The organism is Microtetraspora malaysiensis (genome assembly GCF_050947145.1).
Lineage (GTDB): Bacteria > Actinomycetota > Actinomycetes > Streptosporangiales > Streptosporangiaceae > Microtetraspora_A > Microtetraspora_A malaysiensis.
Genome location: NZ_CP191998.1, coordinates 6,126,526 through 6,140,819 on the forward strand (window position 1 = coordinate 6,126,526; position 14,294 = coordinate 6,140,819).

Sequence of the window (14,294 nt, forward strand, 5' to 3'; positions counted from 1 at the left end):
CCTAGTGTCAGATTGTGCCCTCACCAGTGGTCAGGGGTCTTGATCGCTGATGGGATGTCGTGTCCGCCGATCGCATGGCGTGAACACTTGTCCATTAGGTCGCTGACCGGCTCCTGCAGGCTGCTGGTCATGTTGTCGATCTTTGGGGGCTCGGTGCTGTTCGTCGGAGATGACTGGGCTGAGGAACATCACGATGTGGAGGTCCAGGACGAGGCCGGAAAGGTTCTCAAGCGAGTACGGCTGCCCGAGGGCATAGCCGGGATATCGCGCTTCCACGAACTGGTGGCCCGGTTCGTGGCCGAGGACGCCGAGCCGTCTGACGTGCTGGTGTGTATCGAGACCGACCGGGGCCCGTGGGTGCGGGCGCTGCGGGCAGCTGGATACCGGGTGTTCGGGGTGGACCCCAAGCAGGCCGCCCGGCATCGGGAGATCCTGAGCAGCTCCGGCGCCAAAAGTGACAGGGGCGACGCCCATGCGCTGGCCGACATGGTGCGCACCCGCCACCACCAACTGCTGGAGGTCGCCGGTGACTCCGAGATTGCCGAGGCGGTCAAGGTCGTCACGCGGGCCCACCAGACCCTGCTGTGGGAACGCACCCGGCACATGCTCCGGTTGCGGGTCGCATTGCGCGACTACTTCCCCGCCGCGCTGGACGCCTATAAGCCCCTCGGCCTGACCTCCGAGCCGGTGCTGAAGCTGCTGGCCAAGGCACCTACCTCGGCCGCGGCGGCGAAGCTGACGATCAGCCAGATCAGCGCGGCACTCAAGGGCCGCCGGGACATCGCGGGCAAAGCCGCCGCGATCCAGCAGTCATTGCGCGGTGAGCATCTGGGCCAGTCTGGCCTGGTCACCGCCGCCTACGCCTCCACTGTCCGCGCCCTGGTCGCGGTCATCACCACTCTGAACGCCGAGATCAGCACCCTCGAGAGCGAGGTCGAGGCGCATTTTGGCCGGCACCCGGATGCTGAGATCATCCTCAGCCAGCCCGGTATCGGTGTCGTTCTCGGCGCCCGGGTGCTTGCCGAGTTCGGGGACGCTCCCGGACGCTACACCTCTGCCAAGGCCCGTAAGAACTACGCGGGAACCAGCCCGATCACCCGCCAATCCGGGAAGATGCGCACCGTTCATGCCCGCTTTGTCCACAACGACCGCCTCGTGGACGCGCTCCATCTCCAGGCTTCCTGCGCCATCCTGCACGACTCCGAGGTCCGCGCCTACTACGACCAGACAACCGCCTGGTCACACCGATCCCAAGCCCTCATAGCTTGACATCCAAGCTCCAGGGATGTCTGACTGTTGAGGGGACCCACGCCAGCCCGTCCTCACCGGCGAAGGTGAACCGCATGCCGGAGCACCGTCCCCGCCAATAGGGATCTCACAATCGCCAGCACAGTGGGCATCACGAAGCCTGATCAGCTTGTCCAGCGACCAGCCGTGATTCCCCGCTCTGCGAGATCGCATGTCCGATGTTGCCAGTGAAGGGCTTTTTGAACCCGCCGCCCCTTTACATCCGAGCATCGCGCGCAGGCTACGGTCAACGAGGTCGTCGCGAAGAGGCGGCCCGACGAAGCAGAACCCCTGCGGTCACGGGGAATACAGCACCAGTAGACACCCGTCTCCGCGTCATCGGCGATAGTCACTCAGCAACAGAAAAGGGTGCCACGTGATCTCGTGACACCCCATCCGACCTGCGTAAACGCGGTCGGGACGACAGGATTTGAACCTGCGACCCCTTGACCCCCAGGCAACCCAACTCGTCCGCCCCTGCGGCACTAAAGCTGCTCTGAGCTGGAAAAACAGTCCCTGCTAGTCCATCACCATCCGCACTCGTCCGGGTGCGTTGTCACTCAGTCATCCTGACCCTTCCACGGACGCCACACAGGCGTGAAAATTTGAGCGGGCTGCTCGCCGACGCCGGTCATAACGTGGGACACATCGATCCCGTCACTCAGTCTGGCGCTGGGGCCCCGACCTTGATGGGTCACGCACTGTTTGCTTCGAGCACGCCGGTCAGAATGTTCGGCTCCCGACCGAGGCCCCCGAGCAGCCCGCCACCACCCCCGGCCGACAAGGAGCGATCACCCCATGGCGATGAGAGAACCCGTGGAAGTCCCGGATGAGGAGCATGAACATCTCATCGAACGAGTCGCGGCGATCGATGTGGCCAAGGCGTTCGGCAAGGTGTGCACGCGGATACCGCACCCGTCCACGTCCGGACGCCGGGTGACCAAGGTGTGGGACGTGGAAGCCACCATGAACGCGGTCACCGAACTCAGCGACCGGCTGATCGAGTTGGGCGTGGAGAAGGTCACCGTCGAATCGACGGGCGACTACTGGCGGATCTGGTACTACGTGCTGGAGGCCCGGGGACTGAACGTGCAACTGGTCAACGCCCGTGACGTCAAGCACCTGCCAGGCCGGTCGAAAACCGACAAACTGGACGCGGTCTGGTTGGCCAAGCTCACCGAGAAAGGCCTGGTTCGGCCCTCGTTCGTACCCCCCAAGGAGATTCGGACGCTGCGTGACTACACGCGGATGCGCAGCGACCTGACCGCCGAGCGGACCCGGTACTGGCTACGGCTGGAAAAGCTACTGGAAGACTCCCTGATCAAGGTGTCGGCGGTGGCCAGCACACTGACCACAGCCTCCATCCGGGACATGATCGAAGCGCTCATCGCAGGAGAACGCAATCCACGGGTGCTGGCCGAGCTCGCCCGCGGCAGGATGCGCGCCAAGATCCCAGCACTGGTCGAAGCGCTCACCGGCCAGTTCGACGACCACCACGCCGAGATCGCGGCGCTGCTACTGGCCCAGATCGACGGTCTGGATGCGCAGATCGGCAAGCTCACCGCCCGAATCGAGCAGCTTCTAGACGATCTGCCTGCCGCGCAGCCACATCGCGCCTCGGGCGACAGCGGCCGGGACGGGAATTCTTCCACGAGCCCCAGTCACCATCCCGAGATCACCACGGCCAGTCAGCCGATGCTGTCGGCCGTGGAACGGCTCGATGAGATTCCCGGCATCAGCCCGGCGGTCGCTCAAGTCATCCTGGCGGAGGTGGGACTGGACATGAACCGGTTCCCCACCGCCGGCCATCTGGTGTCCTGGGCGAAACTATGCCCGCGAACGATCCAGTCCGGCGCCAAGAGCCCCACTGGCGGCCGGACCGGCAAGGGCAACCCCTACCTCAAGGAGTCCTCGGCCAAGCCGCGGCCGTGGCTGCCCGGACCGATAGCTTTCTCGGCGAACGCTACCGGCGCATCGTCAAACGCCGCGGCAAGCTCAAGGCTCTGGTCGCCGTCGCCCGGTCGATCCTGGTCATCATCTGGCACCTGCTCGCCGACCCCACGGCCAAGTACTTCGACCTAGGAGCCGGGTACCACGCCGACCGCGTGAACAAGGACAAGAGGATCCGCACTTACGTCCGGCAGCTCGAAGCACTCGGTCTGACCGTCACCCTGACCTCGGCCGCCTGACCCATACCGCTGTGGCAAACCCCGAACCGGCGATCACCGGCGGGGTTCGCTGCCGCGCGCTGGCTGAGGTGGATCATTTTCCGGTCAGTTAGTCACTCGGACGACCGCATCGCCCTCCCGTGAGATCAGGGGCATCTTCAGCGGGACAGGTGGTCGGGCACCACCTGCGGACGGTGGCGTTTCACCGCTTGAGCTCCGTTGGGTCGGCTCATCGTCCCGTCCCGCTTCCGGATGCGAAGACCGACAACCGGTGCCTGGACCGAGACCGGCGCTGCACTAGCGTCTGCGCGTGAGCCGGTGAGAGCGTGGCCGGCGACCGGCTACCTGTCGGACCCATGGCTGGGCCGGATGATCAGCTGTGCAGGGATGCCGGCACGAGTGAGGCGAGGACGGCCTGGTCCTCCTCGCGGTGCGGGGCGTACTCGGTGATGCCCAGGCCCGCCGGTACGAAGCGGGCAGTGAGCGCCCGTACGGCCTCACGCAACGCCTCGATGGTGAGGCCGCCGGCCTCGGGACAGCTCAGCGGGCCGAACCGTCCCGGGTCGAGGACATCGAGATCGATGTGGATGTAGACGGCCGTGGCTCCGGTCGCGGCCACGGCCGCAACCAGGGCGTCGGGCGAGGACGCCAGGTCGGCGACGGCATGCCAGGCGATCTTCGCGTCGGCGACATAAGCCAGCTCTGCCGGATCCAGCGCGCGGGCGCCCGCGAGAATCACCTGTTCGGGCCGGAGCGCTCGTACGGGAACCAGATCGGGGTGCCCCTCGCCCAGCAGGGTGCGCAGGACCATGCCGTGGAAGGCGTGCGAGGGTGAGGAATCGGGGGTGTTGAGGTCGCCGTGGGCGTCGAACCAGACGACGGCGAGCGCATCCCCATACCGGGCCAGGGCGGCCGACACGGGCTCCCGTTCGACCCCGCAGTCGCCGCCGACCGTCACCACCGGGGCCGCGCCCGTTTCTCAAGGGCGGCGCGGGTCCGGGCGGCGACGGTGGTCAACACGTCCAGAGCACGCACGCCGTCCCGTTCGACGCCCTCGGCGTCAGGGACGGGTACCCGGACGATACGGACGGCCTGCACCAGAGAGGCGAGCAGTGCGGAACCGCGCGCGAGGCGCCGGGCATCGGCGACGCTCGATCCCTGCTACTGCGGTACCTGGACGACCGTGATCGGAAGCATGATCTGATCATTTTAGACGTCGTCTCATTTGGCCAGCCGGCGGCAGTAGGAGAGCGGCGGCGATGGCGGCACCACCCGATGGAACAGCTCCCACACTCATCAGGAACCAGCCGATGGCATGATCTCGTTGCTCAGCAGGACGGCGACCGCGCTGATCGCGGCGATCCCGGTGGTGTTCGCGGCCGGGTGCGGCGGGAGGCGCCGTCCGGCGACGTCTGATCGGACCACCGCTCGACGCGGGCGCCCCGGATGCGAGGGACGGCCCCGAGGCACCCCGAGGTATCCACGCCGCCCCTCCACTGCCGCTTCGAGGCAGGGAGAGGCCGCCCGATTCTCTCCGGTCAGAGCGGCTTCAAGCGAAGACGTCGACCCGCCTCCCCGGCCACGCTGCGTGACGCGCTCACACAGTTGGTCACTCAGTAGACTGCGTTCTCACGCTGACTCTTGCGTCACTGCCTCGCATATTCTGCGGCCAGCGCTGATCAATAAGGCCTGCTCGTGATCATGTCTTCCTGGCCGCCGACGTGCCCGGCTTCGCCGACCCACTGCAGGATCTCGTGGGCGGGGACGTCGTACCGCCTTGCGGCCTGACGCCACCAACGCCCGGCACGGTCAGCTCGCCGATCTGGAGTTACGCCACCGCCGCCGCGCCCGCTGCGAAGACCGCATCCGTTGCGCGAAGGACACCGGTCTAGCCAACCTGCCGCTGCACGACGTCGCCCAGAACCAGATCTGGTTGGAGATCGTTGCGCTGGCCTGCGAGTTGCTGACATAGATCCAGATGCTCGCCCTGCACGGCACTTCCGCTCGTCGGTATGAGCCCAAGCATGGCCGACACGCTGCCCGCGCTCGCTGGGAGCCTCGCGGGCGAGGCGATCGCCTCGGGCGCCCTGGCCACAACCTTGCCGCCGCTCGCCGCCGACCTGACGGGCGCCATCCCGCAGGACGCGACCAGGGCCCTGGCCGCCACGCTCCCCGCGCTCTCCGCGGACGTCGTCGGCGAGCTGCTCGCGCGCGGTACGGGCGCCGCCGTCCTGCCGCCGCTGGGCGCGAGCATCACGGCCAAGGCGACCGTCGCAGGTACGGCCGCCGCAGCGCTGCCCGCGCACTCCGGCAGCCTGTCCGGCGCTGTCACCGTCCCCGGCGAGCCGGCGGCCACGCTGCCCGCCATGGCCGCGAGCCAGCACAGCAGCGTCCTGGTGCTGCGCGGCATCCATGCAAACGTCCATGGCCCCGGCCTCGCCGAGCTGCCGAGCGCAGGGCCAGCGGTGCGGCGCGTCCTGGACAGCCCGGCCGTGCGCCGCGGGCTGGACGGTACGGCCATCCCGCCGACGCCCGTGGACGGGCCCCGCCCGCGTCGTCCAGACCGTCCCGGCCCCGCCGTACGGCGCGTCCTGGACAGTCCAGATGGTGAGCCGCGAAGTCACGGGGGTGGGGACATGAACGTTGTCCTACAGCAGGAGAGCACCGAGTACCGTACTTCGGCGTGATCCGGGAGCCGCCCAGCGGCGGGGCCGAGGTGGCGCTCCTCTCTGGCGGGTCCCGTCCGGCGGCGGGCGATTGGAAGGCCGCCGTCGTCGTGACCCCGGCACACGCGCTGTGGACCGACGCTGCGTCGAGCGGCGCGAAGGGCCACTACTACGTGGCGCTGCTCGTCGGCTCCTACAAGGGCACCGCCCTCGCGCCGGAACCACGGAGTGCCCGGGGCCCGCGCTGTACGCCTGGGTGAAGGCGGGCGCTCCGCGGCCCGGCGGCGGCGCGTCCCCGGCCACCGGCGGGCAGGTCCCTGCGTTCACGGGGCGGCTGCTGAAGTACCCGCCGATCGCGCGCGGCGATGACGTGCGCCGGTGGCAGAAGCAGGCGAAGGCGCTCGGCTACCAGCTCGACGTGGACGGCGCGTACGGGCCGTCGTCGCGGGCGGTGTGCCGGAAGATCCAGCGCGCGGCTGGGCTGGGCGATGACGGGATCGTCGGCAAGCTCACCTGGCGCTCGACGTTCGCCGCGAAACCCAAGTAGATGCGTCCCGCCGCCGGCGGGCTGTCCCCCGAGGAGGGGAAATGATCAAGGTTGGTTTGTCCGCCAAGGCCATCGTGTCGGCGTCTCCGCCGGTACGGCCGCGCTCGTCACCGCGATGGGCGACAGCGCCATCGAGCCCGGCGAGTGGGTCACCGTGGCCCTGGCCGTGCTCGGCGCGATGGGCATCACCATATGTGGTGCCGAACTCCGCCCAGTCGGAGCAGCGCCAGCGGTAGTCGCGCATGAACAGGTCCGCCCGCCCCTCTGGAGCGAGGGGGCGGGCGCTGGAGATCGTCCCGAACTGTGGCTTCGACGACCTCTACTCCACCTAGCTGAGGGCCTTTTCCAGCTGCGCCTTGGTCATCTTCGACCGCCCCTTGATGTTGCGGCGCTTGGCCTCGGCGTACAACTGGTCGCGCGTGCGCCCCTTCGCGCCGGAGTGCGACCGCAGCCCGCCGCGTCGACTGGAAGAGATGTCGTTGATCGAGGTACGGCTGGCGGTCTTGGATTCCCCGGCCCGGGCGCGCTCTTTGTTCACCGTGCGAGCCGCGATCTCCTCGGCGAGGTTCTCGCTGCGGCCGCGTTCGCGCAGGCTTTCCTTGATGTGCTCGTACTGGCGTTCCCGCTTCGGGCTCGAACCCCGAGGCATGTCTCTTGTCCCTTCGCGCGTCTCCTTCGCAAGGGCTCCGGGCCGGAGCCCTCACCTACGCCCATGCCCCCGACGCGACGGTTCTCACCAGCGAGTCACCCGGCACGTTTGAGCCCGCTCTCCCCTGTGGGAGGGCGGGCGCTCTTCGTCGTCTCGGGCTACTTGATCGGCGCTTTCGTCTTGAGCTTCCACCCGCCGCCCTTGCAGCCGTCCGGAAGCGGCGGGAACCGGTGCCCCTTCACGTCCGTGGACCACTGGTGTCCGCACCCGGAGTCGCATTCGTAGATCCCGCTCTCGGGGACGATCATCCCCGGGCGGTAACTCTCAGCATCCGTCATGATCTGCCACTGCCCGCATGGGCGGCGGACTCACAGGCGGACGCTTGACTTGCACCCACGAACCGTTCACTGCGGAGCTTAAGCTCTTACTGAGGAAGCCGCTCTTGGGCTGGATCGCGCTCGCCCGCGATGGAGGTGACGAGAGTGGAGGCTTTCAGCGTTACGACAGAGTTTCGCCCTCCCTGGAAGGTGATCACAGTCGAGGGTGCCCTTGACTTCGACACCGAGGGCGCATTCCGCAGCATCGTGGAGGCGGTCGTGCATCAAGCGCCGCCCCGCCTACTGTTCGACCTCACTGACGTGACCTTCATCGACCACCGTGGAGTCGACGTGATCCGTGATGCCTACTACACGCTGGGCTCCGACGATCGGGTCGCCGTCTGCGGGCTTGGGCCACATATCCAGAAGGTCTTCATCCTTTTGGGCCTTGTCGGGCGTATCCCCACGTATCCGACGCGGTACGACGCCATCGTCTACGGTGGCTTGGACTAGCCCGGAACATGCCGTCCTGCACGCTGTCGGCTACACGATCGCCCGCGCGTGAGGACGCTGCCGAATTGCGTAGGGGCTTTTAGCCGGCTTCCAGATGCATCGACTGCCCGGAGATATCCAGGCGAAGCTCTGCTGATAGCAGAATGCCCCGCCGGTGGTGAACACCACCGGCGGGGCCGCTTCTACCGTCCCGGGTACTGATCAGGCTGAGCGGGCGGCGGAAGCGAGTCTCTCGTCGAGAGACAGCTTGCGGGAGCTCGACATGAGGCCGAAGGCGACGAGAGCCGCCACTCCTATTGCCGCAAGGACGACAATCGCCTTGATCATCACTTCTCCCGTTACGTCACTCTCTGCGTTGGGCACTACTCTCCGTAATGTCTCCGATGCTGTCACCACCAAACGGGTCTCGGAGAAATCACTAGCCAGTCGGAGCCAATCGGGGGAATCACATGGCAAACGTCGCCCTTGCCGCTCCAGATCCCATGGATGCGTGGCTTCAGCGGCTACTTCGCCTCACAGGCGCCTGCGCAGCCGTACCCGAGCAGCGGGCCCATCTGCCCAGGGGTATCGCGCCGCATGCAGTTGATTCTTGCGGCGAGGAGCGGCGCGCGGCTGATGCCTGATCCCTGCGCAGGCACGGCGAGGACCGCTGTCCTCTCGGACAGGGCCGGTCCGTCTCGTACGCCCTATGGCCTACACGCGAGGTGTGTGGGGCACCTACGTAGCCTGCTGGTCATCGAGCTTGCGGCGGCCTCGAGGCGCTGAGGGCGTGAGGTGGTGACCGAGCAGGTTCAGCACGCTGAGGACCGGCGGGATGTAGCTGCGCATGCTGGTCTGGTGATCGAGCTGATCGACCTGATCCGCGAAGGGCTTCTCGCCCCAGGTACGACGCTCATCGGCAGGTCGCCCACAAACCCGAAGACGGCCACGGTCAACCCTGACGGCACCGTCCAGTACGGGGGCACCCGCCACACTTCGGTCTCGTCACCGGCCTCACAGCACGCAGGATGTTCGGTGAACGGCTGGGAGTACTGGAAGATCGACACCCCGGGAGGGCGGGTGCTCCTGGACGAGCTCCGCCAATAACTGAGGAAACGCCGCGCTGACTCAACTCCTTCTCATCCCTGTAACCTGCCGCCCTGTCGTGTTCCATCCGCCCGCCCTCTGGTTCGGAGCGCCGCCTCCGGTGGTGCAGGAGGCAGGCCCCGGCCGCGCACACCCATGCGCGGCACACCACCTGCACCACCGGGCAGCTACTTCCAGTCGTAGCCCTTCTCCCCGCCATGGATCCGACAGGCGTAGCGCGGCCGCCCGTCGAGCCACCCTTGGGGCCCACCCCATCCGCCGAGCGGCGACCACGACCCGAGCCGGGATCTTCTCTTGAAGCCCTCCGCTCGGGTCCGTGTCACGGTCGGGGTCACTGCTGACCCCGCAACGGGGTCACAGACGCGATCTCGCCGGGGTCAGCGTGCTTGGCACGCTCGCGGCGAAGCTCGGAGCGGATGGCCTCGGTCTTGACACCTGGACCGCAAGAGGAGGTCACCGACCCCGTCATGCCGTCCAGCTCGAACCACGGGGGTACTGCTCCGGCATCCCGCGTGACGCATACCGGGAGCTCAGGGAGCGGTTCGGGTCAGCCGCGGCGTGCGCGAACCGTGTGGCTGCGTCGTCGGTGTTCTCGCTGGCCAAAGGACGGACCACTGCATCGAAGGAGTCCTACGAGTTCAGCAGCTGGCCCTTACGTAAGTGCCGGTCAAACCACCAGATTCGGGTGCTTTGCATGTTCCGCTAACGCCGTGCTGGAGAGGTACGCGAGGTGATCGGCATCAACGGCACGATCGAGCTGTGCCGCGCACAACTCTTCGTCGAAAGCTGTGGACCTTTCGGCGTCCTCACCGGTGAGAGCCAGCGTGACTCGCGCCCTGATCTGCAGCCCGCACGCCCTCGCGGTCACCCGTCAAGGCGCGTGGCGCATTCGAGCAGTAGCGCGTGGACGAAGGCCTGCGGGAGGTTGCCACGCATCTGCCGCTGCGCCACGTCGTACTCCTCGGCCAGCAGACCTGCCGGTCCGCACGCCGCGCGGTTGCGCTCGAACCAGCGCAGCGCGGTCGGCACGTCGCCCTGCTGGTGGGCGGCGAGCGCGACGAGGAAGCCGCAGAGCAGGAAAGCGCCTTCGGCCTCGCCGAGCGGCCGATCGTCGTGTCGAAACCGGTAGGCGTACCCGTCGTCGGTGAGCTCGTCGACGTACGCCTCCAGCGTGCGTCGGCTGCGCGGGTCGCTGGCGGGGACCGCGCCACGGATCGCGGCCAGCAGCAACGCGCCGTCAAGCCGGGGGTCGTCGCGCGCCCGTTTCCAGCGCCCCGACGGGTGCGTGGCATGGGCCTTCGTGTCGGCCACGATCGTGTCGGCCGGCCCGGTCCGGCCGAGGGCGCGTAGCCCGGCCGCGCAGTTGAGGCGGCTGTGCGTCCACGCGCGGCTCTCCAGTTCCCAGATGCCCGCGTCCGGTTCTCGCCAGCGTGCCTCGACGGCCGCCGCGGCTGTCCGCGCCGCGCGGCGGCCGTCGGCGTCGAGCCGATCGTGCTGTGCCGCGGCGGCGAACAGCAGCAGGGCGTCGCCGAAGCAGTCCAGCTGGAACTGGCGGGTTACCCGGTTTCCGACCCGGTCGTAGCCACCCGGATAGCCCGGCAGGTCCAAGCGGCGCTCGTCGGGCACTGGTCCGCCGGTGCCGGTGTACGCGGGCTTGGGGTGCGGTCCGTCCTCCAGCAGCCGCGCGCTCACAAACCGTACCGCGTCGTCCAGGAGCTGGTATGCCCCGGCCGCGGCCGCCGCGAGGCCCGCGAAGCACTGGTCGCGGATCCAGACGTAGCGATAGTCGTAGTTGCGGCCGGCCTCACCGCGCTCGGGCAGGCTCGTGGTGGCTGAGGCCACCATCCCGCCGCCGGCGCCGGTAAGGCCGCGCATGACGGCGTACGCGTGGCACGCGTCCCGGTCAGCGATCGTGCGCAGCCGCGGAATCGTGCGGCCCCATTCCTGTTCGGTGGCGCGCCAGGCGCGATCGGCGTCGGGCGGGCCCTCCCGCGGCGGCCGGTCGGCGACCTCCAGGACCAGGTCGTGGTACCCCCCGGCCGGGACGATGAGGTCCAGCTCGAGCCCGTGCCCGGCCTTCGCCTCCTCAGCGCCCGTCCAGCGGAGCCACAGACCTCCCGCGTCTGCCTCCCACGCGCCGCAGAAATCCGGGCGGCAGGCGCCGAACCCAGGTCGCGGGTCGCAGATGACGTGCACCCGCGCGTCGCCGTCCCTGGCGATGATCCGCCGGAGCAGCACGGCGCGCCCAGGCTCGCCAGGGAACGTCAGCGCCTCGCGGCACTCGATGATTCCGCCGAGCGTGACCCACCGGTTGCGCCAGATCAACGAGCCCGGCTCATACGCGCCTCCCCACACGAACCGCTCCTGTGGGGTGACGGCGTAGATCCCCGCACCGCCGATCAGGGAAGCGAAGATCGCGTCGTCGTCCCAGCGCGGCGCGCACATCCAGCAGAACTCCCCACGCGGCCCCACAACGACACCGCGCTCACCATCCGCGATGAGCGCGTACTCCCTCAGCACCTGAGCCGGATACCGCTCGTCGTTCATGTCACCCGACGCGCCTCCGTGTCCGGCGGACGGAACTCCAGCCCGAGCCCCGGGGCGTCCTCCCGCGGGCGGACGGCCCCGCCGAACGGGCCGAGCACGCCGTCGAAGAGCATCGACTCGATACGGACGTGGCCATGGAACCACTCGATGTGCCGGGCATTGGGGATGGCCGCCATGGCGGCGGCGTGCAGGTGCGGGGCGCAGTGCGCGGACAGGTCCCGGGTCTCCCGCGTCGTGCCCACGCCTCACCAATCTTGATCTTCACGTGAGTGATCCCCTGGTCTCCGGTCCAGTGGTCGAGCTGTTCGCGCAGGCGTGTCGCGCCGCACGTCGTGAAGCTGCCTGAGCCGTACACGGGTACCCATCGTGGACGGCTCCGAGCCGGCGGTGCAGCGGCAGGCCGAGCTGGCACGCCTTCAAGTCCCACAACGCGCGGTCGACCGCCGAGATCGCCATGGAGCACATGCCGGGACGGCCAGAGTTGCGTGCGGCATATCCGCTCGTGTGGCGGGCGGGCCGCAGTACTGGCCGGCCAGGCAGCGTTGCGGACATACGGGAGCGACTACCCAGGGCATTGGTTTCAATCGTGTGGTCCGGGCAGGGCCCGCAAGAGGGTCACTACCACCCCCGGGGGGATCTGATCATGGCGCCTACCGTGGCGGACTACCTGCTCAAACGCCTGCGTCAGTGGAACGTGGACCACCTGTTCGGGTATCCCGGCGACGGCATCAACGGGATCGTCGCGGCACTCGGCCGCGCGGACGACCGCCCGCGATTCGTCCAGGCACGACACGAGGAGATGTCCGCCTTCGAGGCGGTCGGATACGCCAAGTTCACCGGCAAACCCGGAGTCTGCCTAGCCACCAGCGGGCCGGGCGCGATCCACCTGCTGAACGGCCTGTACGACGCCAAACTCGACCACGTGCCGGTCGTGGCGATCGTCGGGCAGACCGCCCGCGCCGCGATGGGCGGCAACTACCAGCAGGAGGTGGACCTGCTGAGCCTGTTCAAGGACGTCGCGAGCGCGTATGTGCAGATGGCGACCGTCCCGGCACAGTTGCCGAATCTCATCGACCGTGCCATGCGCATCGCCATTGCCGAGCGCGCCCCGACGGCCGTGATCATCCCGTCCGACCTGCAGGAGGAGACCTACGAGCCGCCCGCGCACGCGTTCAAGAACGTGCCGTCGTCGGCGCCGGGCTACACCCCGCCGGTGACCCGCGCGCCGGACGACCAAGTCGAACACGCCGCCGACGTCATCAACGCGGGCTCGAAGGTGGCGATCCTGGTAGGCCAAGGCGCCCGCTCGGCCGCGGCCGAGGTCATGGAAGTGGCCGAGCTCACCGGCGGCGGTGTGGCCAAGGCATTGCTCGGCAAGGACGTCCTGCCCGATGACCTGCCGTACGTCACCGGGGCTATTGGCCTCCTCGGCACCCGGCCGTCATACGAGCTCATGCGCGACTGCGACACCCTCCTCATTATCGGATCCAACTTCCCATACACCCAGTTCCTGCCGCCCTTCGGCGAGGCACGCGGTGTGCAGATCGACATCGACGGCCGCTTGATCGGCATGCGCTACCCGACCGAGGTCAACCTCGTCGGGGACGCCACCGAGACACTGCGGGCCCTCATCCCGCTCCTGAACCGCACACAGGACCGGTCCTGGCGCAGTACCGTCGAGGAGAACGTCGCGCGCTGGTGGAGCACGGTCGAACGCCAAGCCAAGCTGGAAGCCGACCCCATCAACCCGATGCTGCTGTTCTGGGAGCTGAACCCGCGACTCCCCGAGAACGCCATCGTGACCGCCGACTCCGGCTCGGCCGCGAACTGGTACGCCCGCGACCTGAAGATCCGCGCCGGCGTCCGCGGCTCGCTGTCGGGGACTCTGGCAACCATGGGGCCAGGCGTGCCGTACGCGATCGGCGCGAAGTTCGGCCACCCGGACCGGCCCGCCATCGCGTTCGTCGGCGACGGCGCCATGCAGATGAACGGCCTGGCCGAGCTCATCACGATCAAGCGCTACTTCGCCCGCTGGGCCGATCCGCGGTTGATCGTCGCGGTCCTGCACAACAACGACCTCAACCAGGTCACCTGGGAGCTGCGGGCCATGGGAGGCGCCCCGAAGTTCACCGAGACCCAGTCTCTACCCGACGTTTCCTACGCCGCCTTCGCGCGCTCGCTAGACCTGGAGGGCATCGAGGTCGACAAGCCCGAGGCGATCGGCCCTGCCTGGGACCGTGCCCTGGCCGCCGACCGGCCCGTCGTGCTCGACGTGCACTGCGACCCCGATATCCCGCCGATCCCGCCGCACGCGGAGTTCGAGCAGATCAAGGATGCCGCCGAGGCCATCATCAAGGGCGACCCCAATGCGTTCGGCGTGGTTACCAAGGGCCTCAAGACCAAGGCCCAGGAATTGTTCACACGCAGGAAGAGCTGAGTGATCTTTTCCCTGCTGCGGCACGCTTCATCGACCCATGGTAACTGCCTTCCCCTTGCTCGGGACGAGAGCTTTAC

General features: G+C 68.2%; 17 protein-coding genes. 9 read left to right on the forward strand and 8 right to left on the reverse strand.

Annotated features, from left to right (window positions below):
• Positions 1-129: 129 nt before the first annotated feature.
• Positions 130-1,269 carry an IS110 family transposase gene (locus tag ACQP1V_RS28865; RefSeq protein WP_433413197.1) on the forward strand — a complete coding sequence of 380 codons (1,140 nt, stop codon included), beginning with the start codon at positions 130-132 and terminating at the stop codon, positions 1,267-1,269.
• An 834-nt stretch (positions 1,270-2,103) separates the two neighbouring features.
• Entirely contained in the window at positions 2,104-3,369 is a 1,266-nt protein-coding gene (locus tag ACQP1V_RS28870; RefSeq protein WP_433413100.1) for an IS110 family transposase, read from the forward strand.
• A gap of 459 nt (positions 3,370-3,828) precedes the next feature.
• Here the strand turns inward: ACQP1V_RS28870 and ACQP1V_RS28875 are convergent, their stop codons facing one another.
• From ACQP1V_RS28875 to ACQP1V_RS28885, 3 genes are all read right to left on the reverse strand, one after another.
• Positions 3,829-4,416, reverse strand: coding sequence for an arginase family protein (locus tag ACQP1V_RS28875; RefSeq protein ID WP_433413198.1), 588 nt, complete (start codon positions 4,414-4,416; stop codon positions 3,829-3,831).
• Between the two features lie 335 nt (positions 4,417-4,751).
• Positions 4,752-4,880 carry a hypothetical protein gene (locus ACQP1V_RS28880; protein ID WP_433413199.1) on the reverse strand — a complete coding sequence of 43 codons (129 nt, stop codon included), beginning with the start codon at positions 4,878-4,880 and terminating at the stop codon, positions 4,752-4,754.
• Between the two features lie 254 nt (positions 4,881-5,134).
• Positions 5,135-5,206, reverse strand: coding sequence for a hypothetical protein (locus tag ACQP1V_RS28885; RefSeq protein WP_433425975.1), 72 nt, complete (start codon positions 5,204-5,206; stop codon positions 5,135-5,137).
• 26 nt (positions 5,207-5,232) lie between these two features.
• Between ACQP1V_RS28885 and ACQP1V_RS28890 the strand changes: the two genes are divergently transcribed.
• From ACQP1V_RS28890 to ACQP1V_RS28905, 4 genes are read left to right on the forward strand one after another with little or no spacing between them, the layout of a single operon-like run.
• Positions 5,233-5,427 (forward strand): hypothetical protein, encoded by a 195-nt coding sequence (locus ACQP1V_RS28890; protein WP_433426149.1) that lies wholly within the window; start codon positions 5,233-5,235, stop codon positions 5,425-5,427.
• Between the two features lie 40 nt (positions 5,428-5,467).
• A complete protein-coding gene (locus ACQP1V_RS28895) occupies positions 5,468-6,142 on the forward strand; it encodes a hypothetical protein (RefSeq protein WP_433413200.1) in 675 nt (224 codons plus the stop codon).
• Between the two features lie 29 nt (positions 6,143-6,171).
• Positions 6,172-6,381: a hypothetical protein gene (locus tag ACQP1V_RS28900; RefSeq protein WP_433413201.1), complete on the forward strand. Its 210-nt coding sequence runs from the start codon at positions 6,172-6,174 to the stop codon at positions 6,379-6,381.
• Positions 6,378-6,668: a peptidoglycan-binding domain-containing protein gene (locus tag ACQP1V_RS28905; protein WP_433413202.1), complete on the forward strand. Its 291-nt coding sequence runs from the start codon at positions 6,378-6,380 to the stop codon at positions 6,666-6,668. Before ACQP1V_RS28900 ends, ACQP1V_RS28905 begins: the two co-directional genes overlap by 4 nt.
• A 328-nt stretch (positions 6,669-6,996) precedes the next feature.
• On the opposite strand, the gene ACQP1V_RS28910 is transcribed toward ACQP1V_RS28905, so the two are convergent.
• Both ACQP1V_RS28910 and ACQP1V_RS28915 read right to left on the reverse strand, forming a co-directional pair.
• Entirely contained in the window at positions 6,997-7,317 is a 321-nt protein-coding gene (locus ACQP1V_RS28910; RefSeq protein WP_433413203.1) for a hypothetical protein, read from the reverse strand.
• Between the two features lie 158 nt (positions 7,318-7,475).
• Positions 7,476-7,655: a hypothetical protein gene (locus tag ACQP1V_RS28915; protein WP_433413204.1), complete on the reverse strand. Its 180-nt coding sequence runs from the start codon at positions 7,653-7,655 to the stop codon at positions 7,476-7,478.
• A gap of 144 nt (positions 7,656-7,799) precedes the next feature.
• On the opposite strand from ACQP1V_RS28915, the gene ACQP1V_RS28920 reads away from it, so the two are divergent.
• Together ACQP1V_RS28920 and ACQP1V_RS28925 are read left to right on the forward strand one after the other, a co-directional pair.
• Complete coding sequence (locus ACQP1V_RS28920) at positions 7,800-8,147, forward strand: STAS domain-containing protein (protein ID WP_433413205.1); 348 nt, start codon at positions 7,800-7,802, stop codon at positions 8,145-8,147.
• 837 nt (positions 8,148-8,984) lie between these two features.
• Entirely contained in the window at positions 8,985-9,233 is a 249-nt protein-coding gene (locus ACQP1V_RS28925) for a hypothetical protein (protein WP_433413206.1), read from the forward strand.
• Between the two features lie 864 nt (positions 9,234-10,097).
• On the opposite strand, the gene ACQP1V_RS28930 is transcribed toward ACQP1V_RS28925, so the two are convergent.
• The 3 genes from ACQP1V_RS28930 to ACQP1V_RS28940 are packed head-to-tail and all read right to left on the reverse strand — an operon-like array spanning position 10,098 to position 12,332.
• A complete protein-coding gene (locus ACQP1V_RS28930; RefSeq protein ID WP_433413207.1) occupies positions 10,098-11,780 on the reverse strand; it encodes a glycoside hydrolase family 15 protein in 1,683 nt (560 codons plus the stop codon).
• Positions 11,777-12,022, reverse strand: a complete 246-nt coding sequence (locus ACQP1V_RS28935; protein ID WP_433413208.1) for an enolase C-terminal domain-like protein — start codon at positions 12,020-12,022, stop codon at positions 11,777-11,779. The genes ACQP1V_RS28930 and ACQP1V_RS28935 overlap by 4 nt, the downstream gene beginning before the upstream one ends.
• 19 nt (positions 12,023-12,041) lie before the next feature.
• A complete protein-coding gene (locus tag ACQP1V_RS28940) occupies positions 12,042-12,332 on the reverse strand; it encodes a hypothetical protein (RefSeq protein WP_433413209.1) in 291 nt (96 codons plus the stop codon).
• A gap of 91 nt (positions 12,333-12,423) precedes the next feature.
• Here ACQP1V_RS28940 and ACQP1V_RS28945 point away from each other — a divergent pair, with 91 nt between their 5' ends.
• Positions 12,424-14,217 carry a thiamine pyrophosphate-requiring protein gene (locus ACQP1V_RS28945; RefSeq protein WP_433413210.1) on the forward strand — a complete coding sequence of 598 codons (1,794 nt, stop codon included), beginning with the start codon at positions 12,424-12,426 and terminating at the stop codon, positions 14,215-14,217.
• The last annotated feature ends 77 nt before the right edge of the window (positions 14,218-14,294 follow it).

Coding starts and splice junctions, on each gene's coding strand:
- ACQP1V_RS28930 (WP_433413207.1), bottom strand. CDS start 11,780: ATGAACGACGAGCGGTATCCGGCTCAGGTGCTGAGGGAGTACGCGCTC.
- ACQP1V_RS28910 (WP_433413203.1), bottom strand. CDS start 7,317: ATGCCTCGGGGTTCGAGCCCGAAGCGGGAACGCCAGTACGAGCACATC.
- ACQP1V_RS28895 (WP_433413200.1), top strand. CDS start 5,468: ATGAGCCCAAGCATGGCCGACACGCTGCCCGCGCTCGCTGGGAGCCTC.
- ACQP1V_RS28940 (WP_433413209.1), bottom strand. CDS start 12,332: ATGTCCGCAACGCTGCCTGGCCGGCCAGTACTGCGGCCCGCCCGCCAC.
- ACQP1V_RS28915 (WP_433413204.1), bottom strand. CDS start 7,655: ATGACGGATGCTGAGAGTTACCGCCCGGGGATGATCGTCCCCGAGAGC.
- ACQP1V_RS28865 (WP_433413197.1), top strand. CDS start 130: ATGTTGTCGATCTTTGGGGGCTCGGTGCTGTTCGTCGGAGATGACTGG.
- ACQP1V_RS28945 (WP_433413210.1), top strand. CDS start 12,424: ATGGCGCCTACCGTGGCGGACTACCTGCTCAAACGCCTGCGTCAGTGG.